The organism is Pseudomonas sp. GW823-FHT04A03 (assembly GCF_058796615.1).
Genome location: NZ_JBXAIV010000007.1, coordinates 203,434 through 226,355, shown reverse-complemented (window position 1 = coordinate 226,355; position 22,922 = coordinate 203,434). Strand labels below are relative to the sequence as shown.

At 62.7% G+C, this 22,922-nt stretch carries 21 protein-coding genes; 9 read left to right on the top strand and 12 right to left on the bottom strand.

Going from position 1 to position 22,922, the window contains the following annotated elements; all coding sequences use genetic code 11:
• Positions 1-13: 13 nt before the first annotated feature.
• The 4 genes from AC1Q9F_RS19160 to AC1Q9F_RS19145 form a co-directional block, all read right to left on the bottom strand.
• A complete protein-coding gene (locus AC1Q9F_RS19160) occupies positions 14-514 on the bottom strand; it encodes a Csu type fimbrial protein (RefSeq protein WP_492620649.1) in 501 nt (166 codons plus the stop codon).
• Between the two features lie 4 nt (positions 515-518).
• Positions 519-1,055, bottom strand: a complete 537-nt coding sequence (locus tag AC1Q9F_RS19155; RefSeq protein WP_007951533.1) for a Csu type fimbrial protein — start codon at positions 1,053-1,055, stop codon at positions 519-521.
• Positions 1,056-1,075: 20 nt separating this feature from the next.
• Positions 1,076-1,609 (bottom strand): Csu type fimbrial protein, encoded by a 534-nt coding sequence (locus tag AC1Q9F_RS19150; RefSeq protein ID WP_492620648.1) that lies wholly within the window; start codon positions 1,607-1,609, stop codon positions 1,076-1,078.
• 101 nt (positions 1,610-1,710) lie between these two features.
• Positions 1,711-2,220, bottom strand: coding sequence for a Csu type fimbrial protein (locus tag AC1Q9F_RS19145; RefSeq protein ID WP_492620699.1), 510 nt, complete (start codon positions 2,218-2,220; stop codon positions 1,711-1,713).
• Positions 2,221-2,507: 287 nt separating this feature from the next.
• Here AC1Q9F_RS19145 and zapE point away from each other — a divergent pair, with 287 nt between their 5' ends.
• Both zapE and AC1Q9F_RS19135 read left to right on the top strand, forming a co-directional pair.
• Positions 2,508-3,641, top strand: a complete 1,134-nt coding sequence (zapE, locus tag AC1Q9F_RS19140) for a cell division protein ZapE (RefSeq protein ID WP_492620647.1) — start codon at positions 2,508-2,510, stop codon at positions 3,639-3,641.
• Between the two features lie 61 nt (positions 3,642-3,702).
• A complete protein-coding gene (locus AC1Q9F_RS19135; RefSeq protein ID WP_492620646.1) occupies positions 3,703-5,016 on the top strand; it encodes a leucine-rich repeat-containing protein kinase family protein in 1,314 nt (437 codons plus the stop codon).
• A gap of 39 nt (positions 5,017-5,055) precedes the next feature.
• On the opposite strand, the gene AC1Q9F_RS19130 is transcribed toward AC1Q9F_RS19135, so the two are convergent.
• Positions 5,056-5,760 carry a YebC/PmpR family DNA-binding transcriptional regulator gene (locus AC1Q9F_RS19130; RefSeq protein ID WP_007951538.1) on the bottom strand — a complete coding sequence of 235 codons (705 nt, stop codon included), beginning with the start codon at positions 5,758-5,760 and terminating at the stop codon, positions 5,056-5,058.
• Between the two features lie 220 nt (positions 5,761-5,980).
• Here AC1Q9F_RS19130 and AC1Q9F_RS19125 point away from each other — a divergent pair, with 220 nt between their 5' ends.
• A complete protein-coding gene (locus AC1Q9F_RS19125) occupies positions 5,981-7,387 on the top strand; it encodes a type VI secretion system Vgr family protein (protein ID WP_492620645.1) in 1,407 nt (468 codons plus the stop codon).
• 3 nt (positions 7,388-7,390) lie between these two features.
• Here the strand turns inward: AC1Q9F_RS19125 and AC1Q9F_RS19120 are convergent, their stop codons facing one another.
• Entirely contained in the window at positions 7,391-8,782 is a 1,392-nt protein-coding gene (locus tag AC1Q9F_RS19120) for an FAD-dependent oxidoreductase (RefSeq protein ID WP_492620644.1), read from the bottom strand.
• Between the two features lie 73 nt (positions 8,783-8,855).
• Complete coding sequence (locus AC1Q9F_RS19115; RefSeq protein WP_007951542.1) at positions 8,856-10,181, bottom strand: MFS transporter; 1,326 nt, start codon at positions 10,179-10,181, stop codon at positions 8,856-8,858.
• Between the two features lie 270 nt (positions 10,182-10,451).
• Between AC1Q9F_RS19115 and AC1Q9F_RS19110 the strand changes: the two genes are divergently transcribed.
• On the top strand, positions 10,452-11,351 hold the full coding sequence (locus AC1Q9F_RS19110) for a LysR family transcriptional regulator (protein ID WP_007951543.1): 900 nt from the start codon (positions 10,452-10,454) through the stop codon (positions 11,349-11,351).
• Here AC1Q9F_RS19110 and AC1Q9F_RS19105 read toward each other — a convergent pair.
• Positions 11,321-12,181, bottom strand: a complete 861-nt coding sequence (locus tag AC1Q9F_RS19105) for a LysR substrate-binding domain-containing protein (RefSeq protein ID WP_492620643.1) — start codon at positions 12,179-12,181, stop codon at positions 11,321-11,323. The two genes, AC1Q9F_RS19110 and AC1Q9F_RS19105, sit on opposite strands and share 31 nt — an antisense overlap.
• A gap of 113 nt (positions 12,182-12,294) precedes the next feature.
• Here AC1Q9F_RS19105 and AC1Q9F_RS19100 point away from each other — a divergent pair, with 113 nt between their 5' ends.
• From AC1Q9F_RS19100 to AC1Q9F_RS19090, 3 genes are all read left to right on the top strand, one after another.
• Positions 12,295-13,404, top strand: a complete 1,110-nt coding sequence (locus tag AC1Q9F_RS19100; RefSeq protein WP_492620642.1) for a 2-aminoethylphosphonate--pyruvate transaminase — start codon at positions 12,295-12,297, stop codon at positions 13,402-13,404.
• Between the two features lie 145 nt (positions 13,405-13,549).
• Positions 13,550-14,377, top strand: a complete 828-nt coding sequence (gene phnX / locus AC1Q9F_RS19095) for a phosphonoacetaldehyde hydrolase (RefSeq protein ID WP_207983284.1) — start codon at positions 13,550-13,552, stop codon at positions 14,375-14,377.
• 197 nt (positions 14,378-14,574) lie between these two features.
• On the top strand, positions 14,575-15,129 hold the full coding sequence (locus AC1Q9F_RS19090) for a cytochrome b (protein ID WP_207983285.1): 555 nt from the start codon (positions 14,575-14,577) through the stop codon (positions 15,127-15,129).
• On the opposite strand, the gene AC1Q9F_RS19085 is transcribed toward AC1Q9F_RS19090, so the two are convergent.
• Both AC1Q9F_RS19085 and AC1Q9F_RS19080 read right to left on the bottom strand, forming a co-directional pair.
• A complete protein-coding gene (locus AC1Q9F_RS19085; RefSeq protein WP_492620641.1) occupies positions 15,126-16,034 on the bottom strand; it encodes a 1-aminocyclopropane-1-carboxylate deaminase/D-cysteine desulfhydrase in 909 nt (302 codons plus the stop codon). The two genes, AC1Q9F_RS19090 and AC1Q9F_RS19085, sit on opposite strands and share 4 nt — an antisense overlap.
• A gap of 172 nt (positions 16,035-16,206) precedes the next feature.
• The gene (locus tag AC1Q9F_RS19080) at positions 16,207-18,246 is read right to left on the bottom strand and encodes a 2,4-dienoyl-CoA reductase FMN-binding domain-containing protein (protein WP_492620640.1); all 2,040 of its coding nucleotides are present in this window, start codon (positions 18,244-18,246) and stop codon (positions 16,207-16,209) included.
• Positions 18,247-18,451: 205 nt separating this feature from the next.
• Here AC1Q9F_RS19080 and AC1Q9F_RS19075 point away from each other — a divergent pair, with 205 nt between their 5' ends.
• Together AC1Q9F_RS19075 and AC1Q9F_RS19070 are read left to right on the top strand one after the other, a co-directional pair.
• The gene (locus AC1Q9F_RS19075) at positions 18,452-19,582 is read left to right on the top strand and encodes a nitrilase-related carbon-nitrogen hydrolase (RefSeq protein ID WP_492620639.1); all 1,131 of its coding nucleotides are present in this window, start codon (positions 18,452-18,454) and stop codon (positions 19,580-19,582) included.
• A gap of 3 nt (positions 19,583-19,585) precedes the next feature.
• Positions 19,586-20,626, top strand: a complete 1,041-nt coding sequence (locus AC1Q9F_RS19070) for an AraC family transcriptional regulator (protein WP_492620638.1) — start codon at positions 19,586-19,588, stop codon at positions 20,624-20,626.
• Between the two features lie 320 nt (positions 20,627-20,946).
• Here the strand turns inward: AC1Q9F_RS19070 and AC1Q9F_RS19065 are convergent, their stop codons facing one another.
• Both AC1Q9F_RS19065 and AC1Q9F_RS19060 read right to left on the bottom strand, forming a co-directional pair.
• Positions 20,947-21,810: a DUF2242 domain-containing protein gene (locus tag AC1Q9F_RS19065; RefSeq protein WP_492620637.1), complete on the bottom strand. Its 864-nt coding sequence runs from the start codon at positions 21,808-21,810 to the stop codon at positions 20,947-20,949.
• A gap of 93 nt (positions 21,811-21,903) precedes the next feature.
• On the bottom strand, positions 21,904-22,803 hold the full coding sequence (locus AC1Q9F_RS19060; RefSeq protein ID WP_492620636.1) for a LysR family transcriptional regulator: 900 nt from the start codon (positions 22,801-22,803) through the stop codon (positions 21,904-21,906).
• Positions 22,804-22,922 lie beyond the last annotated feature (119 nt).

Below are 22,922 nucleotides of genomic sequence, written 5' to 3'. Positions count from 1 at the left end.
TTGTCATTTCACATCACCACGACAGCTGCACCTGCAACACATCGCTGTATGTCCCCCCGGGCTGATTGCCCGGCAATTGCACCTGACCGTAGATCGGCAGACTGATGTTGTTCGCGTCGCTGTAGGCCACCGCCACACTCTGGCCGATGCCCAGGCTCTGGCTGTATGCCGCATCGCGAAACAGCGCATACGCCACCTTCGCGCTGCCTCCGCTGATCTGCATGCGTCGCCCGCCGCTGTTGTACTGGCCGCCATCGACCGTCATGTTCAGCGCCACCCCAGGCGTGCATTGCAGCGTGACGCCACCGGTCAACGCGACCTGCACCGTGCCGGTGGCCAGCGCCGAACGCGAACCGAAATTCAGCCCGCCATAGTTCGATACGCCCCCCACCACCAGACAACCCGGCGTCACCGTGGCACTGACCTGAAAGCTCTGGCTGGTCACCGCCGCCAACGGCAGCGACAAGCTGCCCGCACACAACAGGAGCAGCGCCGCACAGCCATGCCGGCCCATGGCACTAGAACGTCAGTTCGACGGAAATCGTGTCGGTGTAGGTGCCCGCCGGCAGCCCGGCCTTGCCCACCGCCTGACCGTAGATGTTCACGGTCTGCGCCACACCGGTGCTGGCGGCGAGATTGATCACCCCGTCGATGGCCAGCAATTGCGAGTGCCCGGCGTCGGTGTACAGGTCGTACGGCACGTAGTTGGCGACCCCGTCGTACAGCGCGCGAGTACCGCCGGGCGAGAGCCCGTCATGAGCGCCGGCCCGGACCTTGACCGTCGGCGTGGTGCCGGCCGAGCACAGGATCGACAGCGCCCCGCCCCCGCCGCCCAGCACCTGCCCGGTGGCCGTAGTGAACAGGCTGTTGGCGGTGCCGAAGTTCAACGCACCGAAGTTCAGCCCGGTAGAACCGCCGGAACCGTTGACCTGGCAACTGCTGATCAGGATCAGGCTGGAGGTGATCTGGCCGGTGACCGTGGTGGCGGCATTGACGCTGGAAGCGAGCGTCAGGCCGAGCAACGACAAACCTATCCTTGATGCAATCGTACGCATGGTGTCCGTCCTCTACGGGGTTACCAGTCGAGCGTCACCGTCAGGGTGTCGGTATAGACACCGGCCGGTACCGCACGGGTGTTCGCCACCACCGAGCCAAATACCGGGATGGGTATCTGTGCGCCGCTGGTGACAGCGAAATTGTGTTGTTGACCGATGCTGTAGCTCTGGCTGCCGGAGGCATCGAGAAACAGCTGATAGGGGAGTGTCTGGCGACCGTTGCTCAACCGGCGTGTGGTGCCGTCGCCATGGGCGCCGCCGTCGATGGTCACGGTGAACCCGGTGACCGAAGGGTTGCAGGCGACATTCAGCTGGCCGCTGCCCGCTTCGCTGAGACTGGCCTTGATCGGTGCGTTCCAGGTCGGGCCCTGCTGGCCGAAATCGAGAGAGCCCAGCCCGTCCACCGGGCTGGCGGGGCTGGTAGCGTTGGTCACCTCGCAGCCGGCAATCAGAGTCAGGCGCGCAAGGATCTGCCCACTGACTGCCGCCGATGCGACCTCGGTGAACAACAGCAACGTGACTGTGGCGATTACCCGCCCGTGTCTGCCCATCATTGAGCCCCTACTCCTTCAGGATCACTCGACCACTGCGCTCGTCATTGAACGCCCTTCCCTGCGCCACCCGGTTCCACCGAATGGCTGAAAAAACTCCGCGATCACCAGGTGACCGTCACCTTCACCAGGTCCGAATACCGGCTGACCCGTGGCACTTCGGCCATCCGCTCGATCCGCCCGTATAACGGCAAGTCCACTGTGCCGCTGTCCGGCACCCGGCCGCTGACCGGCACATCCACCACCAGCGGCACCCGTCGCGCGGCGTCCTGATACAGGCGATAAGGAATCGGCTTGCTGCCGGCCTCTCCCGCCATGTAGCGCACCTCGCCGACGCCACCGTGCAGGCCGCCATCGACGCGCAACTGGTACGGGGTGTCCGGGTTGCATTCCAGACGCGGCAGGCGCGAATTCGTGAGCGCCGCACCGAGTGGCCCGTCCCGGTCGCCGAGCCGCGCCGTGGTGCCGAAGTCGAGCACGCCCAGTTGCTCGATACCGGCCTCGCGTTGCTGGCCGATCAACTGGCAACCGCGTTGCACATCGACCCGCACCTCGACCTGAAGGTCGGCGGCGTGGACCGGTACCGCGAGCCCGCACAGCAATGCCCAGACCATCCCTGCATTCACCGCCCGTTCCTTGATGGCGACAGCATCTGTGTCGTTACAGTGTTTCAGGTTAGCAACGGACGCCGATTGCGCCAGTCGATTGGATCCAGTCACCGGCCGGGATTTGTTTCGAAAGGTTGGTAATACGTCGATTTAAAGTGTTGAAAAATCCTGTACACGCCGCAGATTGCTCTCCGGAAAAACGATAAAGCGCAGTGGAAGCAAAACTATCCGTCTGGTTAAACTACGCCGCCGCGCTCGGGGGGAGCCGGCCCGATGATGACGGAGTGATTGCAGTGCCCGCCCGACCGCCCGACCGTTCGCGTCTGACCCAGCGCTGGTCAGCCTTGCGCCATTTCTTCGGCAAACGCTCCGTTACAAACGCGGGCCAGTGCGCCGCCAGCGCGCAATCCGTGCGTGACTATTTCCGGCAAAAGGCCCACGGCCAGGGCTACACCCTCAGTCACAGCCAGCAACGGGTCATCGACTGCATGGCCCATCAGGCCGGCCTGTTGTTCGGCACCCCTGCGCAAACTCCGCCCAGCCTGTATCTGCACGGAGCGGTCGGGCGCGGCAAGAGCTGGTTGCTGGACGGATTCTTCCAGGCGCTGCCGATCCAGCAAAAGCGCCGTCTGCATTTCCACGGGTTCTTCGCCCAGTTGCATCAAGGCATGTTCGAGCACCGCGACCGCGACGACGCCCTCGCCGTTACTCTCGACACGCTGCTGATGGACTGCCGGGTGCTGTGTTTCGATGAATTTCATGTGCATGACATCGGCGATGCGATGCTCATCACCCGTCTGTTCAAGGCGCTGTTCAAGCGCGGAATCCTGCTGCTGGTGACCTCCAACTACCCGCCCGAAGGCTTGCTGCCCAACCCGCTGTACCACGCGCGGTTCAAACCGGTGATCGACCTGATCAATGCGCGCATGCAGGTGATGGAAGTCGGCGGCCCGCACGATTACCGCAGCCAGGCGCGCCGGCATGCACATCAGCTGTTCACCCAGGGCCATTACGTCTGGCCGGCCACCCCGGCGCAGCGCCTGGCCTTGAACCTGCCGCCCCTCGACGCCGCGCCATTGCCTTTGGCAGTCGGCAGCCGGCATTTGCAGGCGCGGCTGTGCGAAGACCGGCGTGTCGGTTTCACCTTCAACGACCTCTGCGAACAGCCCACGGCCGTGATGGATTATCTGGAACTGTGCCGGCGCTTCGACCACTGGATCATCGATGAACTGCCGGAACTGGGCGAATGTTCGATCGCCGCCCAGCAGCGCTTCATCAACCTGATCGACGTGCTCTACGATCAGGACAAGCACCTGACCCTGCTCGGCCAACTCCCGTTGCACGAAAGCCTCGGCGGCCAGGCGATCGATCTGGCCCGCACCCGCAGCCGGCTCGGGCAATTGAGCGAAGTGCACGAACCGGACTGATTTGCCGTTATCATGCGGCCCATTTCCGGCGCCCTGCGCCTTCTCGATAGCGATCCTTTTCATGCACACCCTTGCACAACTGCGCGCCGGCGAACTGTCGGGCATCACCCGGCTGAATCTGGCTGAAGGCCTGACTGAATTTCCGCCGGAGATTTTCAACCTGGCCGACACGCTGGAAGTGCTCAACCTCAGCGGCAACGCCCTGAGCAGCCTGCCGGACGACTTGCACCGTCTGACGCGCCTGCGCGTGCTGTTCTGCTCCGACAATCAGTTCACCCAATTGCCGGCGTGCCTGGGCCAGTGCCAGGCGCTGACGATGATCGGTTTCAAGGCCAACCGGATCACTCAGGTGCCCGGCGCGGCACTGCCGCCAAATCTGCGCTGGCTGATCCTGACCGACAACGCCATCGAAACCTTGCCCACCGAACTGGGCGAACGTCCGCTGCTGCAAAAACTCATGCTCGCCGGCAATCGCCTGCGCACCCTGCCGCCGTCACTGAGCCAGTGCCATCGGCTAGAGCTGATCCGCATCGCTGCCAACCAAATGACCGAATTACCGCAATGGCTGTTGACCCTGCCGAGCCTGACCTGGCTGGCCTACGCCGGCAATCCGCTGGAAACCGAAGCCGATGCCGCCGCCCTCAACAAAGCGCCCCTGATCGACTGGTCGGCGCTGCAGCTGGAGCAACGGCTGGGCGAAGGCGCTTCCGGGGTCATTTACCGGGCGCAGTGGCAACCCGCGAATCAGCCCGCCACGCCCGTGGCAGTCAAGTTGTACAAGGGCGAGATGACCAGCGACGGCTCGCCGCTGCATGAAATGAACGCGTGCATCACCGCCGGTTTGCACCCGAACCTGATCCGCGTCGAAGGCCGCATCGACCTCCATCCGGATGGTCAGCAAGGCCTGTTGATGCAGTTGATCGATCCGAGTTACCGCAACCTCGCCGGGCTGCCGAGCCTGGCGTCCTGTTCACGGGATGTGTATGCCGACGATTGCCGTTTCAGCGCCGACGTCGCCCTGCGTATCGCTCAGGGCATCGCCTCGGTCGCCGGGCATCTGCACCGTCACGGCATCACCCATGGCGATCTCTACGGACACAACATTCTGTTGAACGATCAGGGCGACTGTCTGCTGGGGGATTTTGGTGCGGCGTCGTTCCATGCCATGGCGGACACGCCTGAAACCCGCGCGCTGCAACGCCTCGAAGTGCGGGCGTTCGGGATTTTGCTGGGGGAACTGCTGGCGCGCATCGACTCGGGCTTGAGCGATGAACAGCGTCAGGCACTGAAAGCCCTGGAACAGCGCTGCTGTCAGCCGGATGTGCTGGCGCGGCCGGGGTTTGACGAAATCAGTCTGGCGTTGCAACACGCCTGAAAAAAAATCGCAGCCCGAGGGCTGCGATTTTCTGGTGTGTCAGCCGGCCAGACCGACGAACATGTCCTGCACGTCGTCATGGTTGTCCAGGCCTTCGAGGAACGCCTCGACTTCAGCCATCTGCTCGTCGCTCAGGCCGCTGACCGGGTTCTTCGGCTGGTAGCCCAGTTTGGCCGACAGCACGGTGAAGCCTTGTTCCGGCAGGGCTTTCTGCACCGAGTCCAGGTCAGTCGGGTCGGTCAGGAACAGCGTCGCGCCCTCTTCGCCCGGCTCGAAATCCTGGGCACCAGCTTCGATCGCGGCCATTTCCGGATCGGCGTCCGGGGTGTCCGGCGACGCTTCGATCATGCCGACATGGTTGAAGTCCCAGGCAACGGAACCGGAAGCACCCAGTTGGCCCTTGCGGAACGCCACGCGGATTTCCGCCACGGTGCGGTTGATGTTGTCGGTCACGCACTCGACGATCAACGGCACCTGATGCGGCGCGAAGCCTTCGTAGGTCACGCGATGGTACTGAACGGTCTCACCCAGCAGGCCAGCACCCTTTTTGATGGCGCGGTCCAGGGTTTCCTTCGGCATCGAGGCTTTCTTGGCCTGTTCGACCACCAGACGCAGGTGTGCGTTGGTGGCGGTATCGGCACCGTTACGCGCAGCAATGGTGATTTCCTTCACCAGTTTGCCGAAGATCTTGCCCTTGGCGTTGGCTGCCGCTTCTTTGTGTTTAACCTTCCACTGTGCGCCCATTACTCACTCTCTTGATCTGTGGCGCCGAGACATCTATTGGCCGACGCATGGCGCCAAGTTTATACGGCCTAAAGTCGGCAATCGACCAAAAATTCCGATGCGCATCGACATCTTCTACGCGCCTTGTAGGGCGATTCTGAAAAACCGGTTTGCCACGTCCATTCAACGTCGCGTTTTCGTACCCTCTGTGGCCCGTATTGCCTGAACAGAGCCCGCCCGAATGCTCAATGACAAGGAAAGTCCGTTTTCGCTGATCCTGGCCGAAGGCGGGATAAGCCTGCCGGTCCTGCGTTTCAGCGGTCATGAAGCGCTGAATCAGCCCTATCGGTTCGAAATCGAAGTCATGGGCCTGGCACCCGCCTGGTCACCCGGCACGCTGCTGCATCAGGCGGCGTTTCTGCACCTGGATGACGACCACGGGATTCACGGCATCATTCAAAGTGCCAGTTGCGAACACCGCGCGACGCACCGGATCGCCTACCAACTGGTGCTGATGCCGCATCTGCAAGCGCTGGAGCAACATCCCGTACGCCGGGTCTTCACGCAACTGAACGTGCCGGCCATCCTCGAGCAACTGCTCAGCGAACATCACCTGCCAGCCAACAGCTATCGGATGGAGATGACCGTCGGCCACTACCCTCCGCGCCCGTTCTGCATTCAGTACGAAGAAACCGACCTGGCCCTTTTGCAACGGCTCTGCGAGGAAGAAGGCATCCACTACCACTTCGAACATCAACCGGACGGGCATGTGGTGGTATTCGCCGATGACAGCCTGAGCCTACCGCAGCAACCGACGGCGATTGCTTTCAACACGCAGATCGATGCGCCGACAACCGGCCTCAGCAGCCTGTTCCAGCGCCATGAGGCGGCGCTGCCTCAGATTCCTGCCGCCGTGCGTGAGCGAGGACAATCGATTACGGGCCAAGAGGCCGCCAATCACACGTTGGGCAGTGCCGTCGCCCCACCGGGATTCCTGCCGACTGCGCAACGTCACGCCGCCCAGCGCAGTCGTCGCCTGCTGGAGCGCCAACGTTGCCGGTCGCGCTCGATCCACGGCCGCAGCGATTGCCCGCGACTGCTCAGCGGGCGCCTGTTGCAAGTCATGGAGCACCCGGTGAGCGCCTTCAACGAGCAATGGCTGATTACCGACTTGCGTCATCAAGGTCAGCAACCTTCCATTCTCGATCCAGTGCCGACGGTTCGCCGCTATCACAACGACTTCACCGCGCTACCCTGGTCGACCCCGTTTCGCCCGCCGCCGAAACAACCGCACCCGGGCATTCCGGGGTATCAGCCGGCGCAAGTGCTCGGCGCGCCGGGGCAACCGGCGCAGGTGGACGATCAGGGACGGATCGCCGTGCGTTTATGGCCTGACCAACCTGATGCCTGCGCCAGCGAAGGACTGTGGTTGCCGGTGGTCATGCCCCACGCCGGCGGCGGCCTGCCTCGGGAAAATCTGCCCTGCGCCGGCAGCGAGGTCTGGGTGAGTTTTCTCGACAGCGATCCCGACCGGCCGATCCTCTGCCTCGACGCCTGCCGCCCGCGAACGTCGCAGCCCACAGAAACCGAGCCTGCCGACGACCTCCTGCTCGACTGGCTGCTCAACCGCTCCGCCCCGCCGCGCTGATGCTCAACCTTTGTCGGCCTTGCCCGCCGCCGCTGCGAACTTCGCCAGACGCACATCGAGGTGCCGGGGCCGCCGTCCGTGGTCCTCGGCGCGCTCCTTGCGGCGAATGGCGTTGCGCACCATCAGCGAGCCGAGGTAACGAATCGGTTCCGGCGGAAAATAGCCCAGCGGCCCGTTGACCAGCGGCGAGCGCGTCCACGGGTTGTCGAGACCCTGCACCAGCGAAGCAAGAATCTGCCCGCCCATGTGGCACGGCCCGACGCCGCTGCCGGAATAGCCGAAACCATAGAACACGTTGCCGCTGGCACTCATCTGGCCGAAGAACGGCAGGCCGGTGACCGAGCGATCCGAGGGGCCGTTCCAGGTTGCGTCGACTTTCACATCGGCGAACGCCGGGAAGAAGTCGTCGAGGCTGCGTTTGAGCAACCCGGTATAGGGCGATGGCTGGTCGAACACCGGCAGCATCCGCCCGCCGTAAGCGAAGGTGTTGCCGCCCTTGCCGAGCATGATCCGACCGTCCGGGGTGTTGTGGTAGTAGTGCACGAAAATCCGCGAATCGAGCACGGTGACGCCGCTGGTCAAACCGATTTCCTGCAACAGCTCCGGACGCGGTTCGGTGATCAGCATATCGCTGGAAACGATCGCCACGCTGCGCTCGAATTGCGGAAAAGCGCGGGCCATCCACGCATTCATCGCCAGCACCACGCGGTCGGCGGTCACGCAGCCGTTCGCCGTGTGAAGGCGCGCCGGACGGCCCTCTTCCAGCCCGGTCATCGCTGTGCCTTCATGAATCCGCACGCCCAGTTGCAACGCCACCCGGCGCAACCCGCGCACCAGTTTGCCCGGCTGCACGCTGGCGGCGGCGGGCGAGAACCAGCCTTCCAGATGCTTGTCCGAACCAGCCATGCGCTGCACATCGGCGACCGGACGCTGGGTGAACGAGTTGATGCCGTTGCGCTCAAGCGCCGCAATCACCGCATCGGTGGAGCCGCATTGCGCGTGGTTGGTGGCGGTGTAAAGCGTACCGTCGAGACGGTAATCGGCATCGACGCCGTATTGCTCGCAGAACTCGCCGATGGCATGGATGCTGCGCTCGGATTCCTTGACCAGACGCACCGCTTCCTCGACGCCGAACAGCCGCTCGAGGGTGAAATACTTCGCCGACCACGACAGCGCACAACCGCCGTTGCGCCCACTGGCGCCGGAGCCGCAGATGTCGGCTTCGATCAGCAGCACATCGAGTTCGGGGTTCTGCTGCTTGAGCATGATCGCCGTCCACAACCCGGTGTAACCGCCGCCGACGATGCACACGTCGGTGCGCACATCGCCTTGCAGCGGCGGGCAAGGTTCGGACGTGTCGAGCTGCAAAGCCTGCTCCAGCCAAAACGGTCTCATGAAAAATCTCCAGTCAATCGGCCACGGCACAGCCTGCCGCGAGTGCCGCAGCAGGCCGCGAGGCAGGGTTTATTCAGTTACGCAGGGGTTTGATGGTCAGGGCGCGATTGGGCACGTAGGCACGTGGCTCCATGACGCCGACCGGGCGGCTGTTCCAGTGCGGAATCAGCACCAGCGCCGAGAACAGCGCGCAACCGGCGAACACGATGAACACCGTCACCGAGTCGAAGTAGCCCGGCAACAAACCACCGAGCACCGCACCGACCGAACCGCAGCCGTTGACGAATCCCGCCGCGGTGGCGCCGGCCTTGGCCTTGCCGAAATCGATGGCGGCCGCGCCACTGATCATCGAGTCCGGGCCGTACAGGGTCAGGCCCATCACGAACAACAGTGCGACCACCAGCATCACGCTGCCGGTGTGCAAGGCGCCCATGAACAGCGCGAGGGTCACGGTCAGCGCCAGCAGGCTCAACACACAGGCCGGCATGCGTCGGGCGCCGAACAGTTTGTCCGAGGCCAGGCCAATCATGATCGGACCCAGCAGACCGGCCAGTTCAAACGCGGTGGGAATGATCGCCGCGCCGACCTTGCCGACCGAGGGCATCTGTTCGAATACGATCACCGGGCCCCACAGCAGAATCGCGTAACGCGCCGGTTTCAGCAGGAAATACGCCAGCCCGAGCACCAGCACCGTGCGGTTGCGCAGGATTTCCTTGAGTGGCTCCCAGACGCTGAGTTTGCTGTTGGCTTCGGCCTCTTCGGCGCTGATGACCGGCTCCGGCTCCACGGCGGGCAGGCCGACATCCTCCGGTTTGTCGCGCTGAAAGATGAAGAACAAAACCGCGACCACCGCGACCACCGCCGCACTGGAAATGAACGCCGCGTGCCACGAACCGATCAGCGTGTAAGCCCACCAGCCGGCGAACGGCGACGCCACCAGACCGCCGAATGCGTAACAGGAACTCCACAACCCCAGCACTCGCCCGCGCTGTTCGGAGGGGAAGAAACTGCCGAGGTTCTTGCACAGCCCCGACCAGCCGGTGGACTGCGCCAGCCCCTGAATCAGCATGCAGGTGGCGAAGATCGGCAAGGTCGCGAAACTGCCCATCACCAGCGCCGCCGCAGCGGAAATCAGCAAGCCGCCAAGCACCACGACTCGTGGGCCGAAGCGGTCGGCGAGCATGCCCCAGGTGAACTGGCCGATGGCGTAGGCCGCCAGGTAAATCGCGTCGAGGTTGGCCATGGCCATTTTGTCGAGGGTGAAACTGGGGTCTTCGGCGATGCCCAGTTTGGCCACCGAAAAGGCTTTGCGGGTGAAATAGAACGCGGCGTAAGCGAGCCAGGTGACAGCGAAGATCTGCATGCGCCAACGCGCAATGGTGCCGATGTGCTTGTTCATTGTGGTTCTGACCTCAGGGTGTGAGTGTGCCGGCAGAATCGATGAGTAAACGCCTGTGTTTTTTATTGTTGAGCACTGCGATATCACCCCGTCCCTTCGGCGATACCGGTCAGATGAGTCCTGGTGTTGCACGCACAGGCTCATGGCCAGCGTCGCTGCCCGACCGGGCAGTCAGCGTTGGCGTGAGCGGATCAAAGCAATTACTGTTTAATAAATAAAATCGATTTATCGTATTTCACACATAAGCTCAGCTTGTTACTGGAGTCAGACATGTCGGTTTCACACGCACAGCTCAAAGCCTTTCACGCCGTGGCCGTGCACGGAAGCTTCACCAAGGCCGCCGAGCGGCTTTATCTGACGCAACCGGCGATTTCCGACCAGGTGCGCAAGCTGGAAGAACGCTTCGGCGTGTTGCTGTTCCACCGCAACAAGCGCTCGGTGCGCCTGACGGATCTCGGTGAACGCTTGCTGGCAATCACCCAGCGTTTGTTTGTGGTCGAGGCCGAAGCCCAGGAGTTGTTGCAGGAATCCCAGGCCTTGCAGACCGGCAGCCTGATTCTGGCGGTGGATGCCCCGGTGCATGTGCTGCCGCAGATCGCCCGGTTTTGTGAGCGCTACCCTGGGATCAGCGTGAAGATCGAAACCGGTAACACCGATGAATCGCTGTTTCGACTGTTCAACTATCAGGCGGATCTAGCGTTGCTCGGGCGCGACGTCAGCGATGAACGTCTGCTGTGTGTGCCGCTGCGCAACGACCCGATGGTGGCGTTCGTGTCGCGCCATCATCCATGGGCCGAGCGTGAATCAATCTGCCTGGAAGATCTGGACGACACGCCGCTGGTGCTGCGCGAACACGGCTCGGTGACCCGCCAGACCCTGGAAGAAGAAATGGCCCGCGCCGGGTTTCGCATCCGCCCGGCGATCCAGGTCGAAGGCCGGGAAGCGGCGCGGGAGGCAGTGGTGGTGGGGATTGGTGTGGGGGTGGTATCGGCGGCGGAGTTTGGCGCGGACTCACGGGTTTGCGCGCTGCCGATCACCGATTGCACCCGGAGGTTGACCGAGACACTGGTGTGCCTGCGCGAGCAGAGTTCGCGGCGGGTGGTGGCGACGTTTCTCGAGATGGTGCGCGAAAGCCTTGTTCAGACCGGCGCCAATCCGAAAAACGCCTGAATCAACCGCAACTCCCGCCGCCGCTCCACACAGCCGATCATGTGCCGGTTCACCAGCCCTTCTCCGGCAATGGGAATCGCGACGACACGGGGGTCATGACTGACCTCCACCGATGACACCACCCCAACCCCCAGTTCAGCCGCCACCGCTTCCGTCACCGCCTCGCGACTGTCCAGTTCCAGCAACACCCGTGGGCTGACCGACGCCTGCGCACAGGCCTGATCAAACGTGCGCCGGGTAATCGAACTCGGCTCGCGCAACACCATGATCACCTGATCCAGTTCCTTGAGCCTGACCTCGCCTGCACGTGTCGCCCACGGATGCCCCGCCGGCACCAGCGCGCAGATCCGCGATTCGCTCAGCGCTTGCAGATGCAGCCCTTTGCGCGGTTCGACTTCGGTCAGCACCGCCACGTCAGCATGCTCGGACAACAACGCCGCCAAGGTTTCCTGGGCATTGCCCAATCGCAGATTCACCGTGATCCCCGGATAGCGCGCCCGCAGGTTGGCAAGCATCGGCATGACCATGTGCGGACCGTCCGCCGCCACCTCAAGGCGTCCGGTCAGCAATTGCCGATTAGCCTCTAGCAGCGCCTGCGCCTCTTCCGCCATACCGAACATCGCCCGGGTGATTGCCGCCAGTTTGGTGCCCTCCTCCGTCAGCTCCACCCGGCGCGCCGTCCGTCGCAACAGGGTGATCTGGTAATGCTCCTCCAGCGCCTTGATGTGCCCGGTGACCGCCGGCTGGCTGATGAACAAGCGCGCGGCGGCACGGGTGAAGCTGCCTTCCCGGGCCACGGCGTCGAAGGCGCGGAGCTGGAACAGGTTCATGGATAACCCTCACTGATGGCTGGCATAACAACAAACAATTTGATTGATGATCCGCCGAATTGCAACGTATGCCCCGTAGCTTCATCCCACAGCGCTATCGCGAGGACACACGAATGAGTACTGCCGCACCCATCCTGCTCACTCCCGGCCCGTTGACCACCTCGGCCCGCACCCGCCAGGCGATGATGGTCGACTGGGGTTCATGGGATGACCGCTTCAACCAACTGACCGCCAGCCTGTGCGAACAACTGCTGGCGATCCTCAACGGCGCCGACAGCCATCACTGCGTACCTTTGCAGGGCAGCGGCACCTTCGCCGTCGAAGCCGCGATCGGCACCCTCGTCCCTCGTGACGGCAAGGTGCTGGTGCTGATCAACGGCGCCTATGGCAAGCGTCTGGCGAAAATCTGCGAAGTGCTGGGCCGCTCGTTCAGCAACTTTGAAACCGCTGAAGACGAACCGACCACCGCCGCCGACGTCGACCGTCTGCTGCGCGCCGACAGCGACATTACCCACGTCGCGCTGATCCACTGCGAAACCAGCACCGGCATTCTCAACCCGCTGCCGGAAATCGCCCAGGTTGTAGAGCAGCACGGCAAACGCCTGATCATCGATGCCATGAGCTCCTTCGGAGCACTGCCGGTGGATGCGCGAAAAGTCCCGTTCGACGCGCTGATCGCCGCATCGGGTAAATGCCTCGAAGGCGTACCGGGCATGGGCTTCGTGTTTGCCCGCAAGGAATCTCTGGCCGCAGCCGCCGGCAATTCGCATTCGCTGGCGATGGACCTGTTCGACCAGCACAGCTACATGAAGAAGACCGGCCAATGGCGCTTCACCCCGCCGACCCACGTGGTCGCCGCGCTGCACGAAGCCCTGCTGCAATACAACGAAGAAGGTGGCCTGCCGACGCGACATGCGCGTTACGCCGCCAACTGCCAGGCGCTGATGGAAGAGATGGGCAAACTCGGCTTGCGCAGCTTCCTGCCGGCTGCGATTCAGGCGCCGATCATCGCGACCTTCCACGCACCGAAAGATCCTCGCTACCAGTTCAAGGACTTCTACGAACGGGTCAAGGCCAAGGGTTACATCCTCTACCCCGGCAAGCTGACCCAGGTCGAAACCTTCCGCGTCGGCTGCATCGGCCACGTCACCCCGGCGCAGATGCGCGAAGCCGTCGCGGCGGTGGGTGAAGTGCTGCGCGAGATGGAAGTGCTCGATATTTAAGCCACCCACTGTGGGAGCGAGCTTGCTCGCGAATGCGGTCACACATTCAACCTAGATGCCAACTGGCACGACGCCTTCGCGAGCAAGCTCGCTCCCACAAGATCACCAAACTTTCGAATTGCGTGTTATCACAGGAATTTTTGCCATGAACTACAACAACCCAACCCAGCTGCAAGCCGCCATCCTCGACTGGGCCGGCACCGTCGTCGACTTCGGTTCTTTCGCACCGACCCAGATCTTCGTTGAAGCCTTCGCCGAGTTCGACGTCCAGGTCTCCATCGAAGAAGCCCGTGGCCCGATGGGCATGGGCAAGTGGGATCACATCCGTACCCTGTGCGATCAGCCGCAGGTTGCCGAGCGCTATCGCAAGGCATTCGGCCGCACCCCGACCGACGATGACGTGACCGCGATCTACAACCGCTTCATGCCGCTGCAGATCGAGAAAATCGCCGAGCACTCGGCGCTGATTCCCGGCGCGCTGGAGACCATCGCCAACCTGCGTCAGCAAGGCATCAAGATCGGTTCCTGCTCCGGTTATCCGAAGCAAGTGATGGACAAGGTCGTGGCACTGGCCGCCACCAACGGCTACATCGCCGACCACGTCGTGGCCACCGATGAAGTGCCGAACGGCCGCCCATGGCCTGCACAAGCGCTGGCCAACGTGATTGCGCTGGGCATCGACGATGTCGCCGCCTGCGTGAAGATCGACGACACCGTGCCGGGCATTCTTGAAGGCCGACGCGCCGGGATGTGGACCGTGGCGCTGATCTGCTCCGGCAACGCGTTGGGCCTGGATTACGAAGGCTTTCGCGCACTGGGCAGCGACGCGCTGGCCAGCGAGCGCAAGCGCATTCATGCGCTGTTCGAAAGCTCACGCCCGCACTACATGATCGACACCATCAGCGATCTGCCGGAAGTGATCGCCGACATCAACAAGCGCCTGGCCAACGGCGAGATGCCGCAAAGCAGCTGATTGCATCCATCGCGGCAAACAAAAAACGCCAGTGTCTGCCCGACACTGGCGTTTTTTCATGGGTGTTTTCAGTCAAATCGCTGACTCAGCTCAGTGAAAGCTTTTTTAGCCTCGGGCAAACGCGCCAAAGGGGATTACAGTTAAGGCATGCCGTCGCAGAACGGTACGCTTGAGCCCTGAACCGTGAGGAACGCCGTATGCCGTGGACAAATTCCGAATCCCGTTACAGCACCGTGTCGATCCTGTTGCACTGGCTGATGCTGGTGCTGTTGGTGCTGGTGTACGCCAGCATGGAATTGCGCGGGCTGTTTCCCAAGGGCAGCGGCGGTCGCACGCTGATCCGCGAAGTGCATTACATGCTCGGGCTGACCGTATTCGTGCTGGTCTGGTTTCGCCTGTTCGCCCGCAGCCTGGGCCCGGCGCCGAAAATCTTCCCCGCTTCGCCGCAATGGCAAACCACCCTCGCGCGCTTGATGCACTGGGCCTTGTACCTGTTCATGATCAGCATGCCGATTCTCGGCTGGCTGATCACCAGCGCTGAAGGTCATCAGGTGATGTTCTACGGTTTCGACCTGCCGTTGCTGGTGAGTGAAGACAAGGTGTTCGCCAAAGACGTTGAGCACTGGCACGTACTGATCAGCACCGTCGGCTACTGGCTGATCGGCCTGCATGCGCTGGCGGGGATCTATCACCATTACGTGGTGCGCGATAACACGCTGCTGCGGATGATGCCCAAGCGCAGCCAGGGTTAACCGTCGAAGCCGCGCCGGCCCTGCAAGCCGCCGGTGTGGATGAAGATCAAGCGCAAACCCCGGGCAAAGCGGCCCGCCTCGATCTGTTGTTTGAGCGCCAGCAAGGCTTTGCCGGTGTACAGCGGCTCGAGGGGAATGCCGCTGGCCTGTTCGGTTTGCGCGATGAATTCAAGCAGCGCCGGATCGACCTTGGCGAAACCGCCACGGCTGGCGTCGATCAGCTCGTAGCCTCCAGCCTTGCCCACAATCGCCTCGACATTCGCCGCGACGCCGTGATCGTCGGGCACGGCCATTGCGCCGTACACCGCATGTTGTCCGGCCTCGGCCAACACCAATCCCGCGAGCGTGGTGCCCGTGCCACAGGCCAGCCACCAACCGTGGTAGTCGTCCCAGCCGAGCTTCCCGAGTTGGTTAATGACCTGCTCCTTCAATGACGCGCAACCCTGCGCGCCCGGCAAACCGCCGCCCCCTTCAGGCACCGGATGCAGCGTCGGGTATTGCGCTTGCCACGGTTGCCAGAACCCCGGCTCGTGCCGCGCCCGATAACCGCCAAATCCGAGCCAGTGCAACTGCATGCCGAAATCCTGCAGATCCCTGACCGTCGGCGTGTCCTGCGGATGCCCGCGCAACAGCCCGACCGTTGCGAATCCCAGGCGTTTGCCCGCAGCCGCCAGTGCATGCAGATGATTGGAATGCGCACCGCCCAGGCTGATGATGCCTTCGGCACCCGCGCGGTCGGCGACCTTCAGGTGTTCGACGAGTTTGAACCACTTGTTGCCGCTGATCAGCGGATCGATCCGGTCGAGACGTAGGATCGCGACTTCAATGCCGGCGGCGGTGAGCCAGTCCAGATGAAGCGGTTCGAGGGGGGCTTGAGGTAGCCAGTCGGTGGGAGGCAGAAACATGGCGACTTTTCATTCTGGACAGAGCCAGCATTCTAGTCGCTCAAAGGACGCCATCGCGAGCAAGCTCGCTCCCACAAGGTCTGCTGAGCTCACAACATCTGTGAACGACGCAAAACCTGTGGGAGCGAGCTTGCTCGCGATGGTCATCGGCACGCTGAACCTGGTTGCAGCATTACAGCTCGGCGGCCAGACGCGATCCCTGATTGATCGCGCGTTTGGCATCCAGCTCGGCCGCCACATCGGCGCCGCCGATTAGGTGCACGTTCTGCCCGGCTGCGACCAGCCCGTCGTGCAGCTCGCGCAACGGATCCTGGCCGGCGCAGATGACGATGTTGTCCACCGACAGCACTTGCGGCTCGCCGGTTTCGCCGATGCGGATGTGCAGGCCTTCGTCGTCGATCTTCAGGTACTCGACGCTGTTGAGCATCTGCACCTGCTTGTTCTTCAGACCGGTGCGGTGAATCCAGCCGGTGGTCTTGCCCAGACCGTCGCCGACCTTGGACTTCTTGCGTTGCAGCAGGAACACGTCACGGGCCGGTGCGTGCGGTGCAGCCTTGATCCCGGCCACGCCACCACGGGCTTCCAGGTTCGTGTCGATGCCCCACTCTTTCCAGAACGCAGCGCGATCCTGACTGGTGGCCACGCCTTCATGGACGAGGAATTCCGACACGTCGAAACCGATACCGCCAGCGCCGATCACCGCCACACGCTTGCCGACCGGTTTGCGCTCGAGCAGCACATCCAGATAGCTCAGCACTTTGGCGTTCTCGACACCCGGAATCGCCGGCAGACGCGGTGCAATACCGGTCGCCAGAATGACTTCGTCGTAACCGCCTTCTACCAGTTTCGCCACGTCAACGCGGGTGTTCAGGCACACCTCGACGTTGGTGGTCTGCAGTTTGCGTTTGAAGTAACGCAGGGTTTCGTAGAACTCTTCCTTGCCCGGCACACGTTTGGCGACGTTGAACTGACCACCGATCTCGCTGGCCGAATCGAACAGCGTCACCTGATGCCCGCGCTCGGCGGCCACGGTGGCGGCGGACAGACCGGCAGGACCGGCACCGACCACGGCGATTTTCTTGATCTGCTTGACCGGCAGGTAGTTGAGTTCGGTCTCGTGGCAGGCACGCGGGTTGACCAGGCAGCTGGTGAGCTTGCCGCCGAAAGTGTGATCGAGGCAGGCCTGGTTGCAACCGATGCAGGTGTTGATTTCGTCAGCGCGGCCTTCAGCAGCCTTGTTGACGAAGTCCGGGTCGGCGAGGAACGGGCGCGCCATCGAAACCATGTCGGCATCGCCCTCGGCGAGGATCTGCTCGGCGACTTCCGGAGTGTTAATGCGGTTGGTGGTGATCAGCGGAATGTTCACCGAGCCACGCAGCTTGGCCGTGACCTTGCTGAACGCCGCACGCGGCACTTTGGTGGCGATGGTCGGGATCCGCGCTTCGTGCCAGCCGATACCGGTGTTGATGATGGTCGCGCCGGCCTGCTCGATGGCTTTGGCCAGGGTGACGATCTCTTCCCAGGTGCTGCCGCCTTCCACCAAATCGAGCATCGACAGGCGAAAGATGATGATGAAGTTCGGGCCGACCGCTTCACGTACGCGGCGAACGATTTCCACCGGCAGGCGCATGCGGTTTTCGTAGCTGCCGCCCCAACGGTCGGTGCGGTGGTTGGTGTGGGCGGCGAGGAACTGGTTAATGAAATAACCTTCCGAGCCCATGATTTCCACACCGTCGTACTCGGCGGTCTGGGCCAGTACCGAGCAGGTGACGAAATCGCTGATCTGTTTCTCGATGCCTTCCTCGTCCAGCTCTTTGGGCTTGAACGGGTTGATCGGCGCCTGAATGGCGCTCGGCGCGACCTGTTTCGGGCTGTAGGCATAACGGCCGGCGTGGAGGATCTGCATGCAGATCTTGCCGCCCGCATCATGCACGGCGCGCGTCACGATGCGGTGTTTGAGCGCTTCTTCCTCGGTGGTCAGCTTGGCCGCGCCGGAATACACACCGCCCTCGTCGTTCGGGCCGATACCGCCGGTGACCATCAGGCCGACGCCGCCACGGGCACGCTCGGCGAAGTACGCCGCCATGCGTTCGAAACCACCCGGCTTCTCTTCAAGGCCGGTGTGCATCGAGCCCATCAGGGTGCGGTTGCGCAACGTGGTGAATCCCAGGTCCAGCGGGGCCAACAGGTGCGGGTATTGAGTGGCGGTCATCGTTAACTCCACAGCGAGCGATCACGGAAAATGCGGGAGCTCTGCGTCCCCCGTCAGTCATGTTCGACAGATTAGGAGTCGAATCGCTGTCACTCAATGACCGTAACTGACAAGTTATTGATCCAAATGCGCAGCGCCCCTTGGCAAGCCGGAGCTGGCGCCCTACCCTGTCCGCACACCCTGTACCCGGTTGTTGTTGGATTTCATGCGCAAACTTCTGTACCTGACTTTTTCCATGGCGCTCATCGCCGCGCTTACCTTCTACGCCATGTGGGCGGCTGACCGCCCGGCCGGTCATTACCTGTCGGACCTGCGGATCAAACTCGCGGTCGATCAGGGCACGCCCGCCGACCATGGCAACCTGCTGGGCATCCAGCCCGAGCTGTTCCCCACCGACTACCAAAGCCCCGAACGCCTGCACCGCAAGCTCGCCGCCTACTTGCAGCAGGCGCAGGATCAGGGGCTGTTGAATGATAAAACCGTGGTCATCCTGCCGGAGCATGTCGGCACCTGGCTGATGATCAGCGGCGAGAAAGACGAGCTGTACCAAGCCGCCACCCTCGCCGAGGCGATGAACTGGCTGGCGGCGAGCAACCCGGTACAATTTGCTCGCGCCTGGCTCACCGCCAAGGGCAGCAGTCGTCTGGATGACGCACATCTGCGGATGAAATCCCGGGACATGGCCAAGAACTATCAGGCGCTGTTCGGTGGCCTGGCCAAGGAATTCCACATCACCCTGGTTGCCGGCTCGATCGTATTGCCTGAACCGAACATCATCGATGGCCGGCTCAAGGCCGGCAGTGGTGCGCTGTACAACAGCACCGTAGTGTTTGGCCGCGATGGTGCCCCGCTCGGCCAGCCACAACGGCAGATGCGCCCGATCCTGGATCAGGCTGACGCATCCGACACCCGCGAGACTTCCCGGGTCAATGTGGTCGATACCCCGGCCGGGCGCCTCGGCGTGCTCATCGGCAGTGACAGCTGGTATCCGGACAACTACCGCAAACTCGACGAACAAGGCGCGCAACTGATCGCGGTGCCCGCGTTCGTCGCGGGTCATGGCGCGTGGGATCAACCCTGGCGGGGCTACAAAGGCTTGAGCGTGCCAGACTCGATCAGCCTGAAACCGGGAGCAGTCAGTGAAGGCCAGGCCTGGCACCAATTGACCCTGACCGCGCAACTGTCGGCCAGCAAGGCGCTGGCCGGCATGAGTGTGTTTCTGCGCGGGCAGTTCTGGGACAAACCGAGTTCCGGGCAGAGCTTCCTCAGCAGCAACGGCCAGCAATTCGCTGACAGCGAAGCCCGTGGCGCGCGCCTGCTGAACCTCTGGTTGTAACCCATGAAACCGCAGCCGATGCGTCTCGGGGATCTGTCAGTGGGCTTCGTCCACAGCCTGGCCGATGCCGTGCGCAGCCATGACGTCGATCCGCTGCCATTGCTCGAACAGTACGGCCTGGATGCCGCACGGCTGGCCGAAGCCGGGGCGCGCCTGTCGATCCCGCGCTACATGCGCCTGGGGCATGGCGCGATCCAGCTGACCGGCGATCCGGCACTGGGGTTGCGCATGGGCCGGCTCAGCCGATTGAGTCAGGCCGGGCTGGCCGGTGTGACCGCCGCGCAGGCCCCGACGGTGCGCGAGGCCGCTCGCTGCCTGACTCGCTTCGAACCCTTGTACGGCTCCAACTATCGCGGCCAGTCGAGTTTCCACGAGGATGCCAGCGGTGCGTGGCTGCGGTTCTACTCAATCAGCCCGTACAACGCCTACAACCGCTTTGTGGTGGATTCGATCATCGCCGGCTGGTTGCATCAGTTGTCCAGCGTCAGCCCCGAGCCCTTGCGCGCCGAGCGGATCGAGATCGAATTCGATAGCCCGGATTATCGCGACGCTTATGCGGTGCTGGGCGATTGCCCGATACAGTTCGGCGCCGAACACAATCAATTGCGTCTGAGCCTCACCAGCCTGGCCCAACGCAACCCGGAGCACTGCCCCAGCACCTGGAAACATTTGCTCGGTTTGTGTGAACGGGAACTGGAACAACTGACCCGCACCCGCAGCCTGCGCGAACGTATCACGCAATTGCTCGGGCCGTTGCTCAATGGCGGCCGGGAACCGGACCTGGAAGAAGTGGCGGCACGCCTGAAGCTGCCAACCTGGACGTTACGACGAAAGCTGGCCGAGGAAGGCACGCAATTTCGCGCGATCCTCAATGACACCCGTCGTGATCTGGCGATGACCTACATCCGCGACACCGAACTGGCATTCGGTGAAATTGCCTACCTGCTGGGCTTTGCCTCGGCCGAAGCTTTCCAGCGCGCCTTCAAGCGCTGGAACGGCCAGACGCCGGGCGAATTTCGCCGCAGTCACCGCAAGACAGGCTGACGCGTCACAGCTCGGTGGCGTCTTCCGCAGGCTCTGGAGAATCCAGTTCGTAAGCCTGGAATTCGAGCAGTTCTTCTTGATAGTCATCCATTGCGTAATCCCCCTACTGCTTGCTTGAAATGGCCTGGAACAAATGACCAGTGCCTCGAGCATAAAGTGCCCGTATGAAGGAAAAATGAAACACGGCCTTCATGAACTAAACGTAGCAGGCGGTCAGGAATTTATCGCGGGAAATTTCTCGACGGGGCTGGCAGGAAGAAGCTCAAGGGAGACAACAAAACGCCACACGTCCGACAGGGGTCGGAGGCGTGGCGTAAAGTTCACTGCCCGGAGGCAGGCATGGCCGGAATCGGCTCGGAGGGCGGCGGGATGTCCGTCGGGTTGGCCGGCGGCGTGATGGTTTCCGTCGCGGGCGCAGGCTCGACAACCGGTGCCGGGGTGATCGGTGCAGCTTCAGCCGGCGGTGCTACCGGCTCGGAACTGGCCGGGGTCGCTTCTGCAGGCGCTGGCGTCGGTGCCGCAGCGGGCTCGGCGGCCGGCGCTGGGGCCGGGGTCGGTTCAGCCGCAGGGGCTGGAGCCAATGGAGCCGGCGCAGCCTTGGCTTCCGGCACACCCAGATCGGTCTTCGGTTTTTCAGTGATGTGCGCGGCTTTCTTCGCATCGGCCGGCAGGAACAGCTCGACCAGCGTGAAGAAACGCTCGTAGAACTTCTGCGAGGACACGGTTTCGCTGGCCACCTTGACCATCGAATCGTCAGACGAGCCGATCGGCATCGACACCGAGCCCAACACGCCAACCCCGAGGCTGGCCGAGTTGTTGGTCTTCTTCAGCGCGTAGCGGTCCTGCAAGGCGTTGGCGAACACGGTGGCGTGATGGCCGGCGCTGCCATCATCGGCGCACACCACGTTGAAGCTGATCTCCAGGTGGGTTTCGCCGGTCTGCTGGAAGCTCTTGTGCCCGCTGACCAGTTTCGGGTCATTGCTGGTAATGATGTAGCCCTGGCTGAGCAACGCTCGGCGGGCCGCTTCGCAACTGGCGGTGTCGGTCACCGGGTAATTGCGCGAAAAGGTGCCGGAGTCGTCGAAATTCTCATGCTCGTAGATGGGCTTGTCCTTGGAGCAGCCGGCAGCGGCGGTCAGCAACAACGCCAACCCGATGAAACGCACGGGAATAGAATTCAACATTAAACATCCTGAGGGGAAAACGGTCCGGGGCGTATTGTGCAACAGATCGCTGCCCCGCGGCGTATGGATTAGTGTCTTAAAACAGTTACAACTCTATTGACCTTCAGTGGCAGGAAAAAGTCGCGTCGATAAATGATCGACGAACACGCGCAATTTGGCGGTTGCGTGCCGGCTCGACGGCCACAGGACCCAGAACTGCCCGACGTGCTCCAGATGCTCATCCAGCACGCGCTGCAAGCGGCCCTGCTGCTGCGCCTCGAAGATCATGAAGTCCGGCAGACAGGCGATGCCCATGCCCGCCAGTGCTGCATGCCGCACGGCTTCGATCGACGTACTGACCAAACGTGTCGGCAAGGTCGGCTCGGGCGCGCCCTCCTCGCGCTTCAGCGGCCAAGGCTCCAGCTTGCCGGTCGCGTGAAACGTATGGCGCAGGCAGACGTGCTCCGCCAGATCGGCCGGGGTCTGCGGCTCGCCGCGCTCGCGCAAGTAGGCGGGGCTGGCCACCAACACCATGTGAAACTCGCCCAACGGTCGTGCCATCAATCGCGAGTCTCTCGGTTTACCCGTTCGGATTACCGCGTCGAAGCCTTCTTCAACCACATCCACCATGCGATCGGTCAGGTCCAGATCCAGTTCGATCTGCGGGTACAGCGCCATGAATTCATTCATGACTGGCATCACCAGCTCATGCACCTGCGGCAGGCTGACCCGCAACTTGCCGTGAGGCGCCGCTGCGGCATCGCACATTTCAAATTCAGCCGCTTCGACCTCCGCGAGGATCTTGCGGCAACGTTCAAGAAACAGCGCGCCTTCGCTGGTCAGCGTAATGCTGCGGGTGGTGCGATGAAACAAGCGCACATTGAGCCGTGCTTCCAGGCGGGCGATGCTTTTGCCGACCGCCGACGAAGACACGCCCTGCAAGCGGCCGGCCTCGGTAAAACTGCGGGTTTCCGCCACCTGCACGAACACCGAAATACTGCCCAGACTGTCCATTCGTCCCTCCCTGATTCGCGACATTTTTGTCCGAGATGTTCGGAACCCTAACCTGTTTTTCCCGAATGTACAGCGCCCTACCCTATGGCCTTCGTCTCCTTTGGCAAAATGGAAACCCG

What these genes read in the sequence shown, in the direction of transcription:
- AC1Q9F_RS19110 (WP_007951543.1), top strand. Translation starts at nt 10,452, where the DNA reads ATGTCGGTTTCACACGCACAGCTCAAAGCCTTTCACGCCGTGGCCGTG.
- AC1Q9F_RS19155 (WP_007951533.1), bottom strand. Translation starts at nt 1,055, where the DNA reads ATGCGTACGATTGCATCAAGGATAGGTTTGTCGTTGCTCGGCCTGACG.
- AC1Q9F_RS19060 (WP_492620636.1), bottom strand. Translation starts at nt 22,803, where the DNA reads ATGGACAGTCTGGGCAGTATTTCGGTGTTCGTGCAGGTGGCGGAAACC.
- AC1Q9F_RS19105 (WP_492620643.1), bottom strand. Translation starts at nt 12,181, where the DNA reads ATGAACCTGTTCCAGCTCCGCGCCTTCGACGCCGTGGCCCGGGAAGGC.
- AC1Q9F_RS19125 (WP_492620645.1), top strand. Translation starts at nt 5,981, where the DNA reads ATGCTCAATGACAAGGAAAGTCCGTTTTCGCTGATCCTGGCCGAAGGC.
- AC1Q9F_RS19070 (WP_492620638.1), top strand. Translation starts at nt 19,586, where the DNA reads ATGAAACCGCAGCCGATGCGTCTCGGGGATCTGTCAGTGGGCTTCGTC.
- AC1Q9F_RS19130 (WP_007951538.1), bottom strand. Translation starts at nt 5,760, where the DNA reads ATGGGCGCACAGTGGAAGGTTAAACACAAAGAAGCGGCAGCCAACGCC.
- AC1Q9F_RS19145 (WP_492620699.1), bottom strand. Translation starts at nt 2,220, where the DNA reads ATGGTCTGGGCATTGCTGTGCGGGCTCGCGGTACCGGTCCACGCCGCC.
- AC1Q9F_RS19085 (WP_492620641.1), bottom strand. Translation starts at nt 16,034, where the DNA reads ATGTTTCTGCCTCCCACCGACTGGCTACCTCAAGCCCCCCTCGAACCG.
- AC1Q9F_RS19150 (WP_492620648.1), bottom strand. Translation starts at nt 1,609, where the DNA reads ATGATGGGCAGACACGGGCGGGTAATCGCCACAGTCACGTTGCTGTTG.
- phnX (WP_207983284.1), top strand. Translation starts at nt 13,550, where the DNA reads ATGAACTACAACAACCCAACCCAGCTGCAAGCCGCCATCCTCGACTGG.
- AC1Q9F_RS19135 (WP_492620646.1), top strand. Translation starts at nt 3,703, where the DNA reads ATGCACACCCTTGCACAACTGCGCGCCGGCGAACTGTCGGGCATCACC.
- AC1Q9F_RS19065 (WP_492620637.1), bottom strand. Translation starts at nt 21,810, where the DNA reads ATGTTGAATTCTATTCCCGTGCGTTTCATCGGGTTGGCGTTGTTGCTG.
- AC1Q9F_RS19115 (WP_007951542.1), bottom strand. Translation starts at nt 10,181, where the DNA reads ATGAACAAGCACATCGGCACCATTGCGCGTTGGCGCATGCAGATCTTC.
- AC1Q9F_RS19075 (WP_492620639.1), top strand. Translation starts at nt 18,452, where the DNA reads ATGCGCAAACTTCTGTACCTGACTTTTTCCATGGCGCTCATCGCCGCG.
- AC1Q9F_RS19120 (WP_492620644.1), bottom strand. Translation starts at nt 8,782, where the DNA reads ATGAGACCGTTTTGGCTGGAGCAGGCTTTGCAGCTCGACACGTCCGAA.
- AC1Q9F_RS19080 (WP_492620640.1), bottom strand. Translation starts at nt 18,246, where the DNA reads ATGACCGCCACTCAATACCCGCACCTGTTGGCCCCGCTGGACCTGGGA.
- AC1Q9F_RS19160 (WP_492620649.1), bottom strand. Translation starts at nt 514, where the DNA reads ATGGGCCGGCATGGCTGTGCGGCGCTGCTCCTGTTGTGTGCGGGCAGC.
- AC1Q9F_RS19100 (WP_492620642.1), top strand. Translation starts at nt 12,295, where the DNA reads ATGAGTACTGCCGCACCCATCCTGCTCACTCCCGGCCCGTTGACCACC.
- AC1Q9F_RS19090 (WP_207983285.1), top strand. Translation starts at nt 14,575, where the DNA reads ATGCCGTGGACAAATTCCGAATCCCGTTACAGCACCGTGTCGATCCTG.